At 68.8% G+C, this 16,932-nt stretch carries 15 protein-coding genes; 7 read left to right on the top strand and 8 right to left on the bottom strand.

Annotated features, from left to right (window positions below; genetic code table 11):
- The 7 genes from BLO63_RS03985 (at position 1) to BLO63_RS03955 (ending at position 8,569) form a co-directional block, all read left to right on the top strand.
- The gene (locus tag BLO63_RS03985) at positions 1 to 822 is read left to right on the top strand and encodes an amino acid ABC transporter ATP-binding protein (RefSeq protein WP_091436885.1); all 822 of its coding nucleotides are present in this window, start codon (positions 1 to 3) and stop codon (positions 820 to 822) included.
- Positions 823 to 929: 107 nt separating this feature from the next.
- Positions 930 to 1,838 carry a 4-hydroxy-tetrahydrodipicolinate synthase gene (gene dapA, locus BLO63_RS03980; protein ID WP_091436883.1) on the top strand — a complete coding sequence of 303 codons (909 nt, stop codon included), beginning with the start codon at positions 930 to 932 and terminating at the stop codon, positions 1,836 to 1,838.
- A 12-nt stretch (positions 1,839 to 1,850) separates the two neighbouring features.
- Positions 1,851 to 2,858 carry a proline racemase family protein gene (locus BLO63_RS03975; protein ID WP_091436881.1) on the top strand — a complete coding sequence of 336 codons (1,008 nt, stop codon included), beginning with the start codon at positions 1,851 to 1,853 and terminating at the stop codon, positions 2,856 to 2,858.
- 23 nt (positions 2,859 to 2,881) lie between these two features.
- Positions 2,882 to 4,357, top strand: a complete 1,476-nt coding sequence (locus BLO63_RS03970; protein WP_091436880.1) for an aldehyde dehydrogenase family protein — start codon at positions 2,882 to 2,884, stop codon at positions 4,355 to 4,357.
- Positions 4,358 to 4,361: 4 nt separating this feature from the next.
- Positions 4,362 to 6,059 (top strand): GMC family oxidoreductase, encoded by a 1,698-nt coding sequence (locus BLO63_RS03965; protein WP_091436879.1) that lies wholly within the window; start codon positions 4,362 to 4,364, stop codon positions 6,057 to 6,059.
- A gap of 14 nt (positions 6,060 to 6,073) precedes the next feature.
- Positions 6,074 to 7,069: a proline racemase family protein gene (locus tag BLO63_RS03960; RefSeq protein WP_091436878.1), complete on the top strand. Its 996-nt coding sequence runs from the start codon at positions 6,074 to 6,076 to the stop codon at positions 7,067 to 7,069.
- Positions 7,070 to 7,114: 45 nt separating this feature from the next.
- The gene (locus BLO63_RS03955) at positions 7,115 to 8,569 is read left to right on the top strand and encodes an NAD-dependent succinate-semialdehyde dehydrogenase (protein ID WP_091436877.1); all 1,455 of its coding nucleotides are present in this window, start codon (positions 7,115 to 7,117) and stop codon (positions 8,567 to 8,569) included.
- 43 nt (positions 8,570 to 8,612) lie between these two features.
- Here BLO63_RS03955 and BLO63_RS03950 read toward each other — a convergent pair whose 3' ends face one another.
- The 8 genes from BLO63_RS03950 to BLO63_RS03915 form a co-directional block, all read right to left on the bottom strand.
- Positions 8,613 to 10,223 carry an MFS transporter gene (locus BLO63_RS03950; protein ID WP_091436876.1) on the bottom strand — a complete coding sequence of 537 codons (1,611 nt, stop codon included), beginning with the start codon at positions 10,221 to 10,223 and terminating at the stop codon, positions 8,613 to 8,615.
- 31 nt (positions 10,224 to 10,254) lie between these two features.
- A complete protein-coding gene (locus BLO63_RS03945; RefSeq protein ID WP_091436875.1) occupies positions 10,255 to 12,120 on the bottom strand; it encodes an amidohydrolase in 1,866 nt (621 codons plus the stop codon).
- Positions 12,121 to 12,151: 31 nt separating this feature from the next.
- A complete protein-coding gene (locus tag BLO63_RS03940; RefSeq protein WP_091436874.1) occupies positions 12,152 to 12,430 on the bottom strand; it encodes a XapX domain-containing protein in 279 nt (92 codons plus the stop codon).
- Between the two features lie 28 nt (positions 12,431 to 12,458).
- Entirely contained in the window at positions 12,459 to 13,295 is an 837-nt protein-coding gene (locus tag BLO63_RS03935; RefSeq protein ID WP_425284318.1) for an alpha/beta fold hydrolase, read from the bottom strand.
- Positions 13,296 to 13,435: 140 nt separating this feature from the next.
- Positions 13,436 to 14,089, bottom strand: coding sequence for a hydrolase (locus BLO63_RS03930; RefSeq protein WP_091436872.1), 654 nt, complete (start codon positions 14,087 to 14,089; stop codon positions 13,436 to 13,438).
- A gap of 95 nt (positions 14,090 to 14,184) precedes the next feature.
- A complete protein-coding gene (locus tag BLO63_RS03925; protein ID WP_091437266.1) occupies positions 14,185 to 14,559 on the bottom strand; it encodes a response regulator transcription factor in 375 nt (124 codons plus the stop codon).
- A 105-nt stretch (positions 14,560 to 14,664) separates the two neighbouring features.
- The gene (locus BLO63_RS03920) at positions 14,665 to 15,285 is read right to left on the bottom strand and encodes a response regulator transcription factor (protein ID WP_091436871.1); all 621 of its coding nucleotides are present in this window, start codon (positions 15,283 to 15,285) and stop codon (positions 14,665 to 14,667) included.
- Positions 15,282 to 16,874 carry an ATP-binding protein gene (locus BLO63_RS03915; protein ID WP_244517593.1) on the bottom strand — a complete coding sequence of 531 codons (1,593 nt, stop codon included), beginning with the start codon at positions 16,872 to 16,874 and terminating at the stop codon, positions 15,282 to 15,284. The genes BLO63_RS03920 and BLO63_RS03915 overlap by 4 nt, the downstream gene beginning before the upstream one ends.
- Between the last annotated feature and the right edge of the window lie 58 nt (positions 16,875 to 16,932).

Here is a 16,932-nt window from a genome sequence, read left to right as displayed (position 1 = left end):
ATGACCCGTTCCCCCGCCGATGCCACGCCGCTGGTCGAGGTGAGCCAGGTGCGCAAGTCCTATGGCTCGCACGAAGTGCTCAAGGGCATCGACCTCACCGTCTATCCCGGCGAAGTGGTGGCGTTGCTCGGCTCGTCCGGCTCCGGCAAGACGACGCTGCTGCGCTGCGTCAACCTGCTAGAACATCCCAGCTCCGGCCGGATCGCCATCGACGGTTCGCCGATCTTCGACCGGGCGGCGGACGGGCACGACAATGCCCGCATCGGCGGCCGCGAGGTGGCCGCCATGCGCAGCCGCGTCGGCATGGTGTTCCAGCAGTTCAATCTCTTTCCGCACATGAACGTGCTGGCCAATGTGATGGAAGGCCCGCGCACCGTGCTGGGCGAGGACGACGCCAGCAACCGCGCCCGCGCCCTCGACCTTCTGGCCAAGGTCGGCATGGCGGAATTTGCCGACCGCATGCCCGGCCGGCTCTCGGGCGGGCAGAAGCAGCGTGTGTCCATCGCCCGCGCCCTCAATATGCGCCCCTCGCTGATGCTGTTCGACGAGCCGACCTCCGCGCTCGACCCGGAACTGGTCGGCGAGGTGCTCAACACAATGATCACGCTGGCCCGCGAGGGGATGACCATGCTGGTCGTCACCCATGAGCTGGGCTTCGCGCTGGAGGTCGCCACCCGCGTGGTGTTCCTGGATCAAGGCGCCATCTGCGCGCAGGGCACCCCACAGGAAGTGCTGCTCCACCCCACCAATGAGCGCGTGCGCACCTTCGTCAACCGCTTCCATGCCACCGCCGAACTGATGCGTCCGCTGCTGCAGACCTGACGCGCCGGCCGGCGCTTCCCCGAACCACCTGACCGGCGATGCATGCCCCCGCGCGTGCCACGCCCCCGCTCTGTCCCGACACCCCCGTTCAAACGCCGAGACCGCACATGACCAAGACCAACTGGCAGGGCATCCACAGTGTCCTCGTCACCCCCTTCCTGGCCGAAGGCCCCATCGACTTCCCGCGCTTCGAGGAACTGGCCGAGGCGAACATCGCCAATGGCGCCGATGGCCTCATCGTCTGCGGCTCGACCGGCGAGTTCTACGCCATGAGCGTCGCCGAGCGGGTGAAGCTGTTCGAGGCGACGGTGAAGGTCGCCGCCGGCCGCGTGCCGGTGCTGGCGGGCGTCTCGGACCTGCACACCGACGTGGTGCTGGAACTGACCAAGGCCGCCGAGACGACGGGCTGCGACGGCATCCTCGCTTTGCCGCCGATCTACGCCAAGCCGGACCTGCGCGAGGCCGAGCATTTCTACCGCCGCATCTGCGCCGCCTCCGGCCTGCCGGTCATGCTCTACAACAGCCCGGTGCGCATCGGCGTCAACATCACGCCCGATCTCGTCGCCCGGCTGGCCGAGATTCCGAACGTCGTTGCCATCAAGGATTCCTCCGGCGACATCCAGCAGGTTGCCGAGTTGTGCCAGAAGGTGAAGGGCGAGCTGGCGGTGTTTGTCGGTTATGAGACGATGATCCGCTCCTCCCTGCCGCTCGGCGTGGTCGGCGTCGTCGCCATGGCGCACCAGCTCTCTGGCCGCCTCGTGCGCGCCTATTTCGACGCCTGCGCCTCGGGCGATGCCGCCACGGCGGACCGTCTGGAGCCGGCGCTGTTCGCCATCTATCGCTGCTTCAAGAGCGGCAGCTTCTATGCCGGCATCAAGGCGGCGATGAACGCGCTCGGCCAGCCGGTCGGCATTCCGCGCGAGCCGCTGCTGCCCTTCACCGACGCGCAGCAGGCCAGCGTGGCGAAGATCCTCGCCGAGGCCGATGTCTCCTCCCTCATCACCACGCTCGCCTGAACGGACATCATCATGCGCTCGACCCGCATCATCCAGGGCATCGATTCCCACACCGCCGGCTGCCCGCTGCGCCTCATCACGTCTGGCTTCGGGCCGATCCGCGGCGCCACCATGGTGGAAAAGCGCGCCGACCTGATGAGCCGCGACTGGCTGCGCCAGCTCGTGCTGTTCGAGCCGCGCGGCTCGTTCAACATGCCGGCCGCCGTGCTCACCGAAGCCTGCTCGCCCGACGCCGATATCGGCATGCTCATCCTTGAGCCCGATACCTATCCGCCTATGTGCGGCCACTGCGCCATGGCGGTCGCCACCATCGCGGTGGAAGCGGGCTACATCACTGCGCAGGAAGGCGAGACGCTGGTGCGGCTCGACACCCCGGCGGGCGTCGTTCCGGCGCGGGTGAAGGTGGAGAACGGCCGCGCCGTCTCCGTCACGCTGGAGATGCCGCTGAGCTTCCTCTACCAGCGCGACGTGGTCGTCGAGACCAAGAGCTTCGGCAAGGTGCGCGCCGACATCGCCTTCGGCGGCGATTTCTATCTCATCGTCAAGGGCTCCGACCTCGGCCTTGAGCTGACCACCGACAATGCCTGGGCGCTGGTGAGCGCGGCGGCGGAACTGCGCGCCGGGCTGAAGGACATTCCGGTCCAGCACCCCACGCTCGCCCATGTCAACGAGATCTACCAGATCGAGATCGTCGGCGACGGCGATGGCGTGCGCTTCGACGGCAAGAACGTCGTGGTCTGCCCGCCCACCGTGATCGACCGCTCGCCCTGCGGCACCGGCACCGCCTCGCGCATGGCGATGCTGCACGGCAAGGGCGAGCTGAAGGTCGGCGACACCTTCCGCCATGCCGGCATCCTCGACACCGTCTTCACCGGCGAGATCCATGGCGAGGCCACCGTCGGCGACCTGCCGGCGATCCGCTGCACCGTCACCGGCTCGGCCTATCTCACCGGCAGCTTCAACTTCTTCCTCGACCCCCATGACCCGTTCCAGCAGGGCTTCCGCCTGACGGGCGTCTGAGGAAACGGGTTCAGGAGAGGCACATGTCCCACGATTTCGACCCGAATGGCGTCGCCGCGATCACCGATCACCTGATCGACGGGCGACGCGTCGCCGGCGACGGCGCGGAAATCGCGCTCATCCGCCCGTCCGACGGCGCGGCGATCGGCACCATCCGCGCGGCGGACGAGGCACTGGTGGACGCGGCGATGCGCAGCGCCGCCAAGACCCGCACCGCCTCCGGCTGGGCCACCGCTACGGCGCTGGAGCGGGCGCGGGTGCTGAAGGCATGGGCCGACCTCATCGACGCGCGGCGCACCGAGCTCGGGCGGCTGGAAGCGGCGACGACGACCCGGCCGGTGGCCGATGTCATCACCCGCGACCTCGTCCGCGCGGCCGGCGCCGTGCGCTATTTCGCCGAATGGGCCGACAAGATCGAGGGCTCGCTGATCGCCGGGGCGAACAGTGGCACCACCTTCCTCAAGCCCGAACCCTATGGCGTCATCGCCTCCATCGCCCCGTTCAACTTCCCCGCGATCAACGCGATCTGGAAGTCGGCGCCGGCGCTGGCGACCGGCAATGCGGTGGTGCTGAAGCCCTCCGAGCTGACGCCCTCCTCGGCGGTCATGATCGCCGAGCTCGCGATCGAGGCGGGGCTCCCCGCCGGCCTGTTCAATGTGGTGCAGGGCGCGGGCGCCACCGGCTCGGCGCTGGTGCGCCACCCGCTCACGGGCAAGATCACCTTCACCGGCTCCTCCGCCACCGGCGCGCGGGTGATGGCGGATGCGGCGATGACCGGCACCAAGCCGCTCACGCTGGAACTCGGGGGCAAGACGCCCCAGCTTGTCATGGACGACGCGCACGATCTCGACGCGCTCGCCGCCACCATCGCCGGCGGGTTCCTCGCCAATGCCGGCCAGGTCTGCACCGCCGGCACGCGGCTGATCGCGCCGCGCCGGCTGCTGGACGAACTCACCGACAAGATCATCGGCATCGCGCAGGCGCGCGTCGCCGGCCCCACCTGGGACACGCGCGCGACCCTGCCGCCGATCATCAGCGAAAAGCAGGCGGCGCGCATCGACCGCATGCTGGCCGAAACGGTGGCCGATGGCGCCACCGTGCTTACCGGCGGCCGGCGCTGCGCCAATATGAATTCGGGCGCCTATGTCGAGCCGACCGTGCTCGCCGGCGTGCCCGACAGCTCGGTCGGCTTCCGCGAGGAATTCTTCGGCCCGGTGCTCTCCGTCTACGCCTATGACGACGAGGACGAGGCGCTGGCGATGGCCAACCATCCCAGCTACGCGCTCGCCGCCAGCCTCTACACAACCAGCGCCGCCAAGGCCTTGGCGCTGCCCGCCCGCCTCAACGCCGGCACGGTCTGGGTCAACGGCCATGGCCGCCAGCCCGATTTCGCCACCCCGCAGGGCGGCTTCGCCGGCTCCGGCTTCGGCAAGGAAATGGGGCGCGCGGGGCTTGAGGGCTTCCTGCGCTTCAAGACCGTCTGGCTCAATCACGGCTGAGAACATGTCCGAACACGCATATGACTACATCGTCGTCGGCGGCGGCGCGGCCGGTGCCGTGCTGGCGAGCCGGCTGTCGGAAGCCTCGAACCTCCAGGTCGCGCTGATCGAGGCCGGGCGCGACACGCCGCCCGGCGCGGAGCCGGCCGACACGCTCGATGCCTATCCGATCGTCGCCTATTTCAACCGGCTCTATCACTGGCAGAACCTGTCCATCCACCTCAACGACCCCAAGCCCGGCGCGGCGGGGCGGCGCTACGAGCAGGCGCGGGTGATGGGCGGGGGCACCTCGATCAACGGCCAGTTCGCCTTTCGCGGCGTGCCCTGGGACTATGAGCACTGGCGCGAGGACGGCGCCGAGGGCTGGGGCTGGGACGATGTGCTGCCCTATTTCCGCAAGCTGGAAACCGACCTCGATTATGGCGACAGCCAGCTGCATGGCAGCTACGGCCCGCTGCCGCTGCGCCGCATCCCGGAAAAGGACTGGTCGCCCTTCGCGAAGACCGTGGCGAAGGTGCTCGACAAGAAGGGCGTGGCCAATATCCGGGACCATAACGGCGTCTTCGACGACGGCTATTTCCCGATGACCATCAACAATGTGGACGGCCAGCGCGTCTCCACCGCCCGCGCCTATCTCACCCGCGAGGTGCGCGCCCGGCCGAACCTCACCATTCTCGCCGAAACCGAGATGACCGAGCTGCTGTTCGAGGGCCGCCGCGTCACCGGGCTGAAGGCGCAGGGGCCGCAGGGGCCGGTGACGCTCAAGGCGCGGGAGGTGATCCTCTCCACCGGCGCGCTGCAGACCCCCGCCCATCTGCTGCGCGCCGGCATCGGCCCGGCGGCGCATCTGAAGGAGTTCGGCATCGCTGTGCGGGCGGACCGGCCCGGCGTCGGTCAGAACCTGCAGGACCACCCGATGGTGGCCTTCGCCGCCTATCTGCCGAAAGCCGCGCGCCTGCCGGCCAGCCAGCGCCGCCACATCCAGCTCGGCTATCGCTACTCGTCCGGCCTGCCGGAGACCACGCCGGGCGACATGTTCGTGCTGCCCTCCAACCGTGCGGCCTGGCACCCGCTCGGCCGGCGGCTGGCCTCGATCCTGGTCTGCGTCAACCGGCCCTATTCCACCGGTGAGGTACGGCTGCAGGGCCGCGACGCCGCGACCGCGCCCTTCGTCAATTTCCGCCAGCTCTCCGACGAGCGCGACCTCGCGCGGCTGGAGGACGGCATGCACCGGCTCTGGGGCATCGTCACCGATCCGGCGATGGACGGGGTGATCGAGAGCATCTTCCCCGCCACCTTCTCCGAGCGGGTACGCAAGCTCGGCGCGGTGAGCCGCACCAACTGGTTCATGACGCTGATGGCCGCCGGCATCATGGGCACCGGGCCGCTGGCGCGCAAACTGATGATCGAGAATGTCATCACCCCCGGCCTCAAGGCGAAGCAGATGATGGCCGACCGCGAGGGGCTGCGCGCCTGGATCCGCGAGAATGCCTGCGGCAGCTGGCACGCCTCCGGCACCTGCCGCATCGGCCGCCCGGACGATCCGCGCGCCGTGGTCGACAGCGCCGCCCGCCTGATCGGCGTCGAGGGGCTGCGGGTGGTCGATGCCTCGATCATGCCGGCTGTCATCAGCGCCAACACCATGCTGACGACGATCATGGCCGGCGAGAAGATCGCCGACACCATCAAGTCCGGCCGCTAGGAGAGGGGCCCGCCATGACGATAAGGCGCTGGATCTCGACCATCGACAGCCACACGGCGGGCCACCCCACCCGCGTCGTCACCGGCGGCGTGCCGCCGCTCAAGGGCGACACGGTGGAGGCGCGGGCAGAAGATTTCCGCGCCCGCTTCGATCCGCTGCGCACCTTCCTGCTGCATGAGCCGCGCGGCCATGCGGCGATGGTCGGCGTTGTCATGACCGAGAGCACGCGCGCGGATTTCGGCGCCTTCTTCCTCGGCAGCTACAAATATCTTGAGATGTGCGGCCACGCGACGATCGGGCTCGCGGTCACGCTCGATCATATGGGCCTGATCGGCCCGGCCGACGCGCCGCACTCCTCCTTCACGCTGGAAGTGCCGGCGGGCATCATCACCGTGCATGTGCGCCGCGAACAGGGGATGGTCGCGGCCGTCACCTTCGAGAATGTCCCGGCCCATGTCGCCGCCTGCAATGTGCCCGTCAGCGCCGCCGGTTTGAATGTCAGCGCCGACGTGGTCTGGGGCGGCAACTGGTACGGCCTCATCGCCGCCCGCGCCGCAGGCGTCGAGCTGGCGCCGTCCGGCGTGTCCCATGCCATGGCCGTCGGCGCCGCGCTGAAGGCGGCGCTCAACGCCGGCATCAATGAGGGCCGTGTGCCCGGCGCCGCGCGCCCGGTCGATTCCATCCTGTTCTACGAGACCGAGGCGGACGAGGAGGGGCTGGTGAGCCGCCAGCTGGTGGTGCTGGAATCCAACAAGTTCGACCGCTCGCCCTGCGGCACCGGCTCTTCCGCCAGGCTGGCGCAGATGGTAGCGCGCGGCGAATTGCGCCTCGACCAGCCGATCCGCACCCGCAACATTCTCGGCGTCGATTTCACCGCCACCGCGCGCGCGGTCGACGGGCGGACCGGTGCCATCCGGCCGCACATCATCGGCCTTGCCCATATCACCGGCGAGCATCGTTTCGTGCTCGCCCACGGCGACCCCCTGCCTGACGGCTTCCTCTGCCGTTGAGGCCAACAATCGGCCCGCCTCTTCCCCGGGCCCCTGGAGACGATGATGACCGACCTTTCCACCTATGATGAAACCATCGAGCTGCTGATCGACGGCACCTGGTGCCAGGGCTCCGAGGGCAAGAGCGAGGCGCTGGAAAACCCGGCGACGGGCGAGGTGCTCGCCACCGTGCCGCACGCTTCCGACGCCGATCTCGCCCGCGCGCTCGACGCCGCGCAGCGCGGTTTCAAAGTGTGGAAGGCGATGACCGCGCAGGCCCGCTACACGCTGATGATGAAGGCGGCCGATCTCATCGAGGCGCGCAAGGAGCGCATCGGGCGCATCCTGACGCTGGAGAACGGCAAGCCGCTCGGCGAAGCGGTGCCGGAGGTGCAGTTCGCCGCCGACGCCACCCGCTGGTATGCCGAGGAGGGCAAGCGCGCCTATGGACGGATCGTGCCGGCCCGCATGGCCAATGTCCGCCAGATGGTGCTGAAGGAGCCGGTCGGCCCGGTGGTGGCCTTCGCCGCCTGGAACTTCCCGTCTTCCAACGTCATCCGCAAGATCACTGGCGCGCTCGGCGCGGGCTGCTCGATCATCATCAAGCCGGCGGAAGAGACCCCCGGCACGGCGGTCGCCATCGCCCGCTGCTTCCAGGAGGCGGGCCTGCCGGCGGGCGTGCTGAATGTGGTGTTCGGCGCGCCGGCCCATGTCAGCCGCGTGCTGCTGGCCTCGCCCATCCCGAAGGCGGTGACGCTCACCGGCTCCACCGCCGTGGGCAAGGAACTCGCCCGGCTTTCGGCCGATACGCTCAAGCGCTGCACCATGGAGCTGGGCGGCCATGCGCCGGTCATCGTCCATGGCGATGCCGATCTGGAGCTGGCCGCGCGCACGCTGGTGGCGTTCAAGTTCCGCAATGCCGGCCAGGTCTGCACCTCGCCGACGCGCTTCTTCATCCAGGAGCAGATCTACCAGCCCTTCGTCGCCCGCTTCGTCGAGCTGGCCTCCACGCTGAAGGTTGGCAACGGTCTCGACGCCGGCACCAATATGGGGCCGATGATCGGTCGCCGCCGCCTCGCGGCGATGGAGGAACTGGTGAACGACGCCGTCGCCAAGGGCGCGAGCCTGAAGCTGGGCGGCACGCGCATCGGCAATCAGGGCCACTTTTTCGCCCCGACGGTGCTCGCCGACGTGCCGGCCGATGCGGCGATCATGTCAAACGAGCCCTTCGGCCCGATCGCCCCGCTCACCTCGTTCTCGGGCTTTGACGAGGTAATCGAGCGCGCTAATGCGCTGCCCTATGGCCTCGCCTCCTTCGTCTTCACCCGTTCCGGCGCGCTGGCGGCCCGCACCGAGGAGGCGCTCGACGCCGGCCTCGTCGGCGTCAACCACATGGCCGTCTCCACGCCGGAAACGCCGTTCGGCGGGGTGAACGAGTCGGGTTACGGCTCCGAGAGTGGCATTGAGGGGCTGGACGCCTTTTTGCGCACCAAGTTCGTCACCGAACTCGCGGCGCTCTGACGCGATCCGGCGTCGCTGTCGCGAGCCCGAGAACCCTGCGCGCTTATCCTGCCCGCCCCGGATCGAGGGCGAGCAGGTGCCGCACCACGGGAGGGCGCTCGACCCGGTGAAAGGCGCGCAGCTGCGCCTGCACGTCGGCGTCGGCGTGCGAGACGCGATGATGCTGGCGCAGATGCTCGGCCCAGGAGTCGACCATGAACCACTCCGTCAGCAAGGTCGGCTCGGCCGCATCCTCCATCACCCCCCAGGAGGTGGCGCCGTCACGCCGGCGGGCATGGGACAGCCGCTCCAGCACCTTCAGGAAGGCCGGCCGGTCTTCCCTCGCGATCTGGTACTCGATCAGCACCAGCACCGGCCCGCGATCCCCCGGCACCGGCTGGGCGAGCAGCGGTTCGGGCCAGTGGTTGGAGGGCGCAAGGTCGCTCTCGCCCCTCGGCAGCGCAACGCGGTGGACGATGAGCCCCGACAGCACGAGGCCGGCGGCGGCGGTCCATAGTGTCGCGGCGAGGCCGATCTCCTGGGCGATGAAGCCCCAGCCGAGACTGCCCCCGGCCATCGCGCCGTTGAACACGGTAAGATAGACGGCGAGCGCGCGCCCGCGCACCCAGTTCGGCAGGATCGCCTGCGCCGTGGCGTTGAGCGTGGTCAGCGCGACGATCCAGGCCGCGCCCATCACCAGCAGCACCAGCACCGCCGCCCATTTCGGCGGACCGAGGGCGAGCGCGGTCGAGGCGGCGCCGGTGGCGAGCGCGGCGGCGAGCATCAGCCCGTCCGGGCTCAGCCTGTCCCGCGCCATCGGCAGGGCCAGCGCGCCGGCAATGGCGCCGACGCCGACCGAACCGAGCAGGAGGCCGTAGAACGCGGCATCGCCCGCCAGCAATTGCCGCGTCACCAGCGGCAGCAGCGCCCAGACGGCGCTGGCGAAGGCGAAGAACACCGCGGCGCGCAGCAGCACCACATGCAGCTCGCGGCTGGAGCGGGCATAGCGCAGCCCGGCCCGGAAGGCGCCGCCGAAATGCTCGCTCAGTTCGTCCTGCGTGTTCGCCGGCCGCTTCCACCACAGCAGGGCGGCGATCACGATGAGGTAGCTGGCGACATCCGCCCCATAGGTCACGGCCGCGCCGAAGGCGGCGAGCAGCATGCCGCCGACGGCCGGCCCGATGGAACGGGCGATGTTGATGCCCAGCGAATTGAGCGCGACCGCGCTCTTCAGTTCGCCGCGCGGCACCAGCTCGGGCACGATGGACTGCCAGGTCGGCCCCATCAGCGCCGCGCCGATGCCGCCGACGAAGGTGAGCATGATGAGCCCCGACACGGTGACGAGGCCGCTCGCCGACAACAGCATCAGCGTGGCGCTGACGCAGCCCAGCATGATCTGGATGAAGATCAGGAATTTGCGCCGGTCGAGAATATCGGACAGTACGCCGGCCGGTATGGCGAGCAGGAAGATCGGCAGCATGCCGGCGGCCTGGACCGCGGCGACGGCGGCGGGCGAGGCGGAAAGGTCCGTCACCAGCCAGGCGCTGGCGACATCGCGCATGAAGCTGCCGGTATTGCCCAGCACGGTGGCGGCCCAGAGGACGGCGAAGACCGGGCGCCGCAGCGGCGCGAAGCTGCCGGCGGGCGACGCGGGCGATGGGGTGGCCTCGGTCATCTCTGTCTCCTTCTCGCCCGCAGGGCGCCTGTCACACCGCCCAGCAGGCGCAGCCGAGCGCGCCCCAGAAGCTTCGCGCGTCCGAGGCCGGCACCTGCGCTTGCAAGGCGCCGGCATGCGCATGGCCGTGGACGTTGCATTCCCGGGCGCAGCCGCACAGCCGGGCGAAGGCGTGCCGGGGTGCGCCCGCTTGTGCGCGTTGCTGGTAGCCGCCGAAGGTCCGTACCGGCGACCAGTCCGGCATCGCCGGCGGCAGTTCGGGCGCGAGGTCCTTGAAGTCGCCGGCCCCATGCACCGGCGTGCCGCCGAGCAGCGTCAGCACTGCGGTGATGTCGGCGATGGCGTCCTCCGGTACGGCGAAGTAGTCATCCGAGAGCACGGCGATGTCGGCCAGCTGCCCGGGGGCGATCTGCCCCTTCTTGCCCTCTTCACTGGAGAACCACGTGTTCGCTTGCGTCCACAGGCGCAGCGCCGTCTCGCGGTCGAGCCGGTTCGCGGCGGGGTAGAGGGCGAGCCCGCCCACCGTGCGGCCGGTGACCAGCCAGGCCAGCGAGATCCAGGGATTGTAGGACGCGACACGGGTGGCATCGGTGCCCGCGCCCACCTTCACACCCATCTCCAGCATGCGCCGCACCGGCGGTGTGCGCTCGGCGGCGCGGGCGCCGTAGCGCTCGGTGAAATACTCGCCCTGAAAGGCCATCCGGTGCTGCACCGCGATGCCGCCGCCGAGCCGGGCGATACGCGCGATGTTGCGGTCGGTGACGGTCTCGGCATGGTCGAAGAACCAGTTGAGCCCTTCGAGCGGCACGTCGCGATTGACCGTCTCGAACACGTCGAGCGCGCGGGAGATGGTCTGGTCATAGGTCGCGTGCATCCGCCACGGCCAGCGGTTCTGCGCCAGCAGGCGGATGACGGGTTCGAGGTCGCCTTCCATGCTCGCGGGCATATCGGGACGCTCGACCCTGAAATCCTCGAAATCGGCGGCGGAATAGACCAGCATCTCGCCGGCGCCATTGGTGCGGTAGAGGTCGTCGCCCTGGCCGGGCTTCACCTGCTTCGCCCAGCCGGTGAAGTCGGCAAGCTCCTCCTTCGGCTTCTGGGTGAAGAGGTTGTAGGCGATGCGGATGGTGAGTTCGCCGTCGCGATGCAGTTCCTCGATGATCGCGTAGTCGTCCGGGTAGTTCTGGAAGCCGCCGCCGGCGTCGATGACGCCGGTGACGCCGAGCCGGTTCACCTCGCGCATGAAATGGCGGGTGGAGTTTTTCTGGTACGCGACCGGCAGCTTCGGCCCCTTGGCGAGCGTTGCATAGAGAATGGTCGCGTTGGGCTGGGCGAGCAGCAGGCCCGTTGGGTTGCCCGCGCCGTCGCGCGCGATCTCGCCGCCGGGCGGGTTCGGCGTGTCTTTCGTGTAGCCCACCGCCCGCAGCGCGGCCCCGTTGAGCAAGGCGCGGTCGTAGAGATGCAGGATGAACACCGGCGTGTCGGGGGCGATCGCGTTGATCTCCTCCAGCGTCGGCAGGCGCTTTTCCGCGAACTGGTACTCGCTGAAGCCGCCGACCACGCGCACCCATTGCGGCGCAGGGGTGTTGTCGACCTGCTTCTTCAGCATTTCCATTGCGTGGGCGAGCGAGCGCACCCCGTCCCAGCGCAGCTCCATATTGTAGTTCAGCCCGCCGCGGATGATGTGCATGTGGCTGTCGATCAGGCCCGGAATCACCCGGCGCCCGCCAAGGTCGAGCCGCGTCGTCGCCTCGCCGGCCAGTGCCATCGCCTCGCGCGCCGCGCCGGCGAACAGCACCTTGCCGTCCCTGATCGCCACCGCCTCGGCCTGCGGATTGGAACGGTCGAGCGTCGTGACCTTGCCGTTGAACAGGATCAGATCGGCGGTGGATGGCATGATCGCGGTCTCCGCTGAGAGGGGCAGCCGGTCAGGAACCGGGTGGTGCCTCGGGGCCCTCGCCGGCGCCGGCCTTGCGGCCGGGCAGTTGGCCGAGCACGTGGTCGGAGCAGTCGGAGAGGCCGATGGCGGCGCGCAGGCTGTCGCCCTTTAACAGATGCCGGGCGACGGGCACCACTTGCTCGCCGATGAGAATGCCGAACAGCCCGACCAGCGCCACCACAGGCGGGGCCGGCGAGCGGACATTGATGAGGCTGTAGACGATGCCGACCAGCAGGCCGGCACCGAGCGAGGCGAAATAGAGCTTCATCGGCCGCACTCCTGCGGGCGTGCCGGGCTCAGCCCTTGATGAAGGCGAGCAGGTCCGGGTTGATCACCTCGGCATGGGTGGTGAGCATGCCGTGGGGGTAGCCCTTGTAGACCTTGAGCGTGCCGTTCTTCAGCAGCTTGACCGCCTTCAGCGCGGAATCGGCGATCGGCACGATCTGGTCGTCATCGCCGTGCATCACGAGCGTGGGCACGCCGATGGCCTTGAGATCCTCGGTCTGGTCGGTCTCGGAGAAGGCCTTGATGCCGTCATAATGCGCCTTCGCGCTGCCCATCATGCCCTGGCGCCACCAGTTGTTGACCACGCCGGGATAGACCTTCGCGCCCTCGCGGTTGAAGCCGTAGAACGGGCCGGCCGGCACATCGAGGAAGAACTGCGCGCGGTTGTCGGCGGTGGCCTTGCGGAAACCGTCGAACACCTCCAGCGGCAGGCCCTCCGGGTTGGCGTCGGTCTTCAGCATCAGCGGCGGCACGGCGGAGACCAGCACCGCCTTGGCGACGCGGCCGGCCGGCTCGCCATGCTTGGCCACATAGCGGGCGACTTCGCCGCCGCCGGTGGAATGGCCGATATGCACGGCGTTCTTCAGGTCGAGATGCTCGACCACGGCGAAGGCGTCGGCGGCGTAATGGTCCATGTCGTGGCCGCCGGACACCTGCGCCGAGCGGCCATGGCCGCGCCGGTCATGGGCGACGACGCGGAAGCCGTTCTGGACGAAGAACAGCATCTGCGCGTCCCAATCGTCCGACGACAGCGGCCAGCCATGGTGGAACATGATCGGCTGGGCATCCTTCGGACCCCAGTCCTTGAAGAAAATCTCGACGCCGTCCTTGGTGGTGATGGTGGTCATGGCAGGGGCTCCGTGAGTGGCGATGGTTGCGGCGAAAGCGGGAGCGAGCGGGCCGAGCGTGGCGAGGAGGGCCGTGGCGCTCCCCAATTCGAGAACGGCCCGTCGCGACAGAGCGGCAGGATGATCGCTCATGGCGCGCCTCAATGACCTTCCGACGCGCCGAACATGGTCTTGGCGTAGACGATGCCGTGGCCATAGGCGCCGCCGAACGTCTTCGCGATTCCGGTGGTCATCTCGTAGGTCTGGGTGCGGGCCCAGTCGCGCTGCAGTTCCAGAAGATATTGCAGCGAGGTCATCGGCCGGGCCCCGGCCTGGATCATCCGCTGCAGCGCGCGCTCATGCGCCTCGCTGGAAACATCGCCACAGGCATCGGCGATGACGAAGACCTCGAAGCCCTGGTCGAGGGCGGACAGCGCCGGGCCGACGATGCACACGCTGGTCCACAGGCCGGCGAAAACGATGCGGCTTCTGCCGATCTCATTCACCCGGGCGATGACGGCCGCGTCTTCCCAGGTATTCATCGAGGTCCGGTCGAGCATCGCCTGGCCGGGAAAGGCCTCGCTGATTTCCGCGAACATCGGTCCGGAAAAGCTCTTCTCCGCCACCGTGGTGAGAATGGTCGGGACATGAAAGCCGGCGGCAGCGCGGGAGATGAGCGCCGCATTGTTGCGCAGAATGACGGCATCGATCGAGCTGGTCGCAAAAGCCATCTGCGACTGGAAGTCGATCAGCACCAGGACATGGTTGTCAGGATCGAGGAGTTCCTTGCCGGGGGTCGGAGTTGCGGTTGGCATTGCACATCCCTGCGTGGTGGGGTCTGCCGGACTCGTAGGACGCGGGGCGCGGGCGGAACAATTGTGCGCGGGGAGGGGTGTTGTTGGCCCTGCGGCTAGGTTGGCCCGCCTTGCCCGGTCGCTCGGCGCAAGCAGGCGAGCAGCTCCTCAGGCACCACCGGCTTGGCGAGATAGCCGTGGAACCCGGCCCGCAACGCCCGTTGGCTCGTCGCCTCGTCGGGATAGGCGGTCACGAGGATGGTCGGCACGTCCAGGCCTAGCGCCCGCAGGCGGCGATGGAGCACGATGCCGCTGAAATCACGCAGACGAATATCCGCCACAAGCACATCGATCGATCGCGCCCAATCCGACGCCAGGAAGTCGGCGGGATCGGCAAAACACAGCGGCCGGTAGCCGAGTGCATCAACCAGTCCCCCCAATGCCGCCAAAGCCGCGGGATCGTCGTCGACGATTGCCACTGTCTTGCGCATGCCCGGCAAGGGTCCATCGCGCCGGACAACGAGTGGCCCGGCCATATGGCGGCGAGCTTTGCCGGCCGCTCCGGTGCGCCACAATTGGCCGGTGGGTGTAGGTCTCTACGCTCCGGAGCCAGGGGCGGCCAGCTGGTCGGCGATCCGTACCAGATCGGCGATGGTGCGTGCCTGCAGCTTCTGCATGATCTGGGCCCGGTGCACCTTCACCGTCGCCTCGCTCAGCTGCAGCTGGGCGGCGATCTGCTTGTTCATCAGCCCGCTGGCGATGAGCGGCATCAGTTCGCGCTCGCGCGGCGTCAACGCCGCCTGACGTCGGCGCAGCGCCGTAATCTCGGCGTCGCGCGCCCGGCGCTGGCGGTCACGGGCGATGCCCTCGCGCACCGCATCGAGCAGGTCCTGGTCGCGGAAAGGCTTGAGCAGGAATTCGACGGCGCCGGATTTCATCGCCGTCACCGACATCGGCACGTCGCCATGGCCGGTGATGAAGACGATGGGCGTGGCGATGCCGGCGCGCGCGAGTTCGCGCTGGAATTCGAGCCCGCTCGCCCCGCGCAGCCGCACATCGAGGATGAGACAGCCGGGAAGGTCCGGGCATCGGGCGTTCAGGAAGTCCTTCGGCGACTCATAGGTGAGCACCGCATAGCCTTCGCAGGACAGAAGGCTTTCCAGCGAGGCGAGCACCGAGCGGTCGTCGTCGACGACATAGACCACCGCGTCCGTCATCGGGCTTTCTCCTCCACGCTGGGCCTCGTCTGCGCGTCTGCCACAGACAGGATCGCCACGGGAAGCGAGAAATGGAAGATGGCCCCGTGCGGCGTGTTCGCGCTGACCCAGATGCTGCCGCCATGTGCCTCGACCACGGCGCGGCAGAACATCAGCCCCATGCCCATGCCGCCGGGCTTGGTGGTGACGAAGGGGTCGAACAGCCGCTCGGCCACCTCGGCGGCGATGCCGGCGCCGGTGTCGGCGACGCAGACATGCACGTCGCCATGCGGCTCCTGCGTCAGCCGCACCGTTACGCGGCGCGCCCGCAGCGGCGCCGTGCGCACGGCATCGACCGCGTTCTCGATCAGGTTGCGCAGCACATGATGCAGTTGCACGGCGTTGCCGATGACGGGCGGCACCTCGCGCTCGCCTTCGACCGCGATCTCCACGCCGAAATGGCGCGCGTCGCGGGCCGCCTCCGAAGCTGCCTGCGCGACGATGGCCGCAAGGTCCAGTTCGGCCCGCTCGCGCGTGCCCTTGGTGAACATGGTGCGGATGCCCGCGACCACGCCATTGGCCCGGTGCCCGTCCTCGACGATCCGGCGCAGCGCCAGCTCCGCCTTGTCGATGCGCGGCTCGGCCTTGGACAGCCAGCGCAGCGCCGCATCGGCATTTGTCACCATGCTGGCGAGGGGCTGGTTGATCTCATGGGCGATCGAGGCGGAGAGCGCTTCCATCGCGGTCAGCCGCTTCTCCCGGCTGCGCAACTCGGCCGCCACGGTGCGGGCGAGGCGGACATGCACCAGCGTGGTCTGGGCGATCAGGACCAGCAGGATGATGCTCATTGCCACCAGACCGTAGAGCCGGCCGGCCCACCAGCCCACGCTCAGCCGCGTGCCGCCACCGAGATAGGAGATCAGCAGCAATTCGATGCTGAGCGAGAAGAGGACGATGCAGACCCACAGGCTCAGCGCCGAACGGCGAAACCAGAGCAGCAGCACGATATCAACGGCATAGAGCATCATCGCCAGGGCGGGGACGACCTGCCACAGCAGGTTTACCTGCCGCCCGTCGCGCATCAGCGGCGGCAGCCAGTCGCGAAAGAACAGGGTCGCCTCGATCAGCACCGTCGCCCCGAGGCACACGCTGACCGCGACCAGCGCGGCGTTGGTCGCGATCTCCCGACGCGGGGCCAGAGCATAGGCAAGCACGAAAAGCGGAAAGGCCAGCCGGCGCAACAGGCCGAAGGCGGCCGTGACCTGCAGCCCCGCATCCATGTCGAAGCCGGTGAAGACGCCCGGAAAGGTCAGTGCCCAGGGCGCGAGCATAAGGGCGCCGAACAGGTAGCCGGAGGCGAGGAAGAGCAGTGGAAGCTGGCGCCTCGCACTGTAGAGCGCGAAAAGGAGGGCCGCCGTCATCGCCTCCAGCACAAAGGTCGCGGCGGCATAGGCGGGTACGAGGATTTCGGTGTCGTGCGTCGGCAGGCGCGCAAAGGGCATGGTCGCGACGAACAGGGCGACCAGCGCGAGCGACAGGCCGCCCGCCACGGCGAGTTGCAGGCGCGTGACGCGGAACGAGGTCTCCATCTGGTCTTCGCTGCCCGACACTGTGCGTCACCTTTCGCAGGAGATCCCCGGACCGATGGATGGTCGAGCCGGAACCTCC

Origin of the sequence: Ancylobacter rudongensis, from assembly GCF_900100155.1 — a bacterium.
Classification (GTDB): Bacteria; Pseudomonadota; Alphaproteobacteria; order Rhizobiales; family Xanthobacteraceae; genus Ancylobacter; species Ancylobacter rudongensis.
This window is presented reverse-complemented; position numbering and strand designations above follow the sequence as displayed.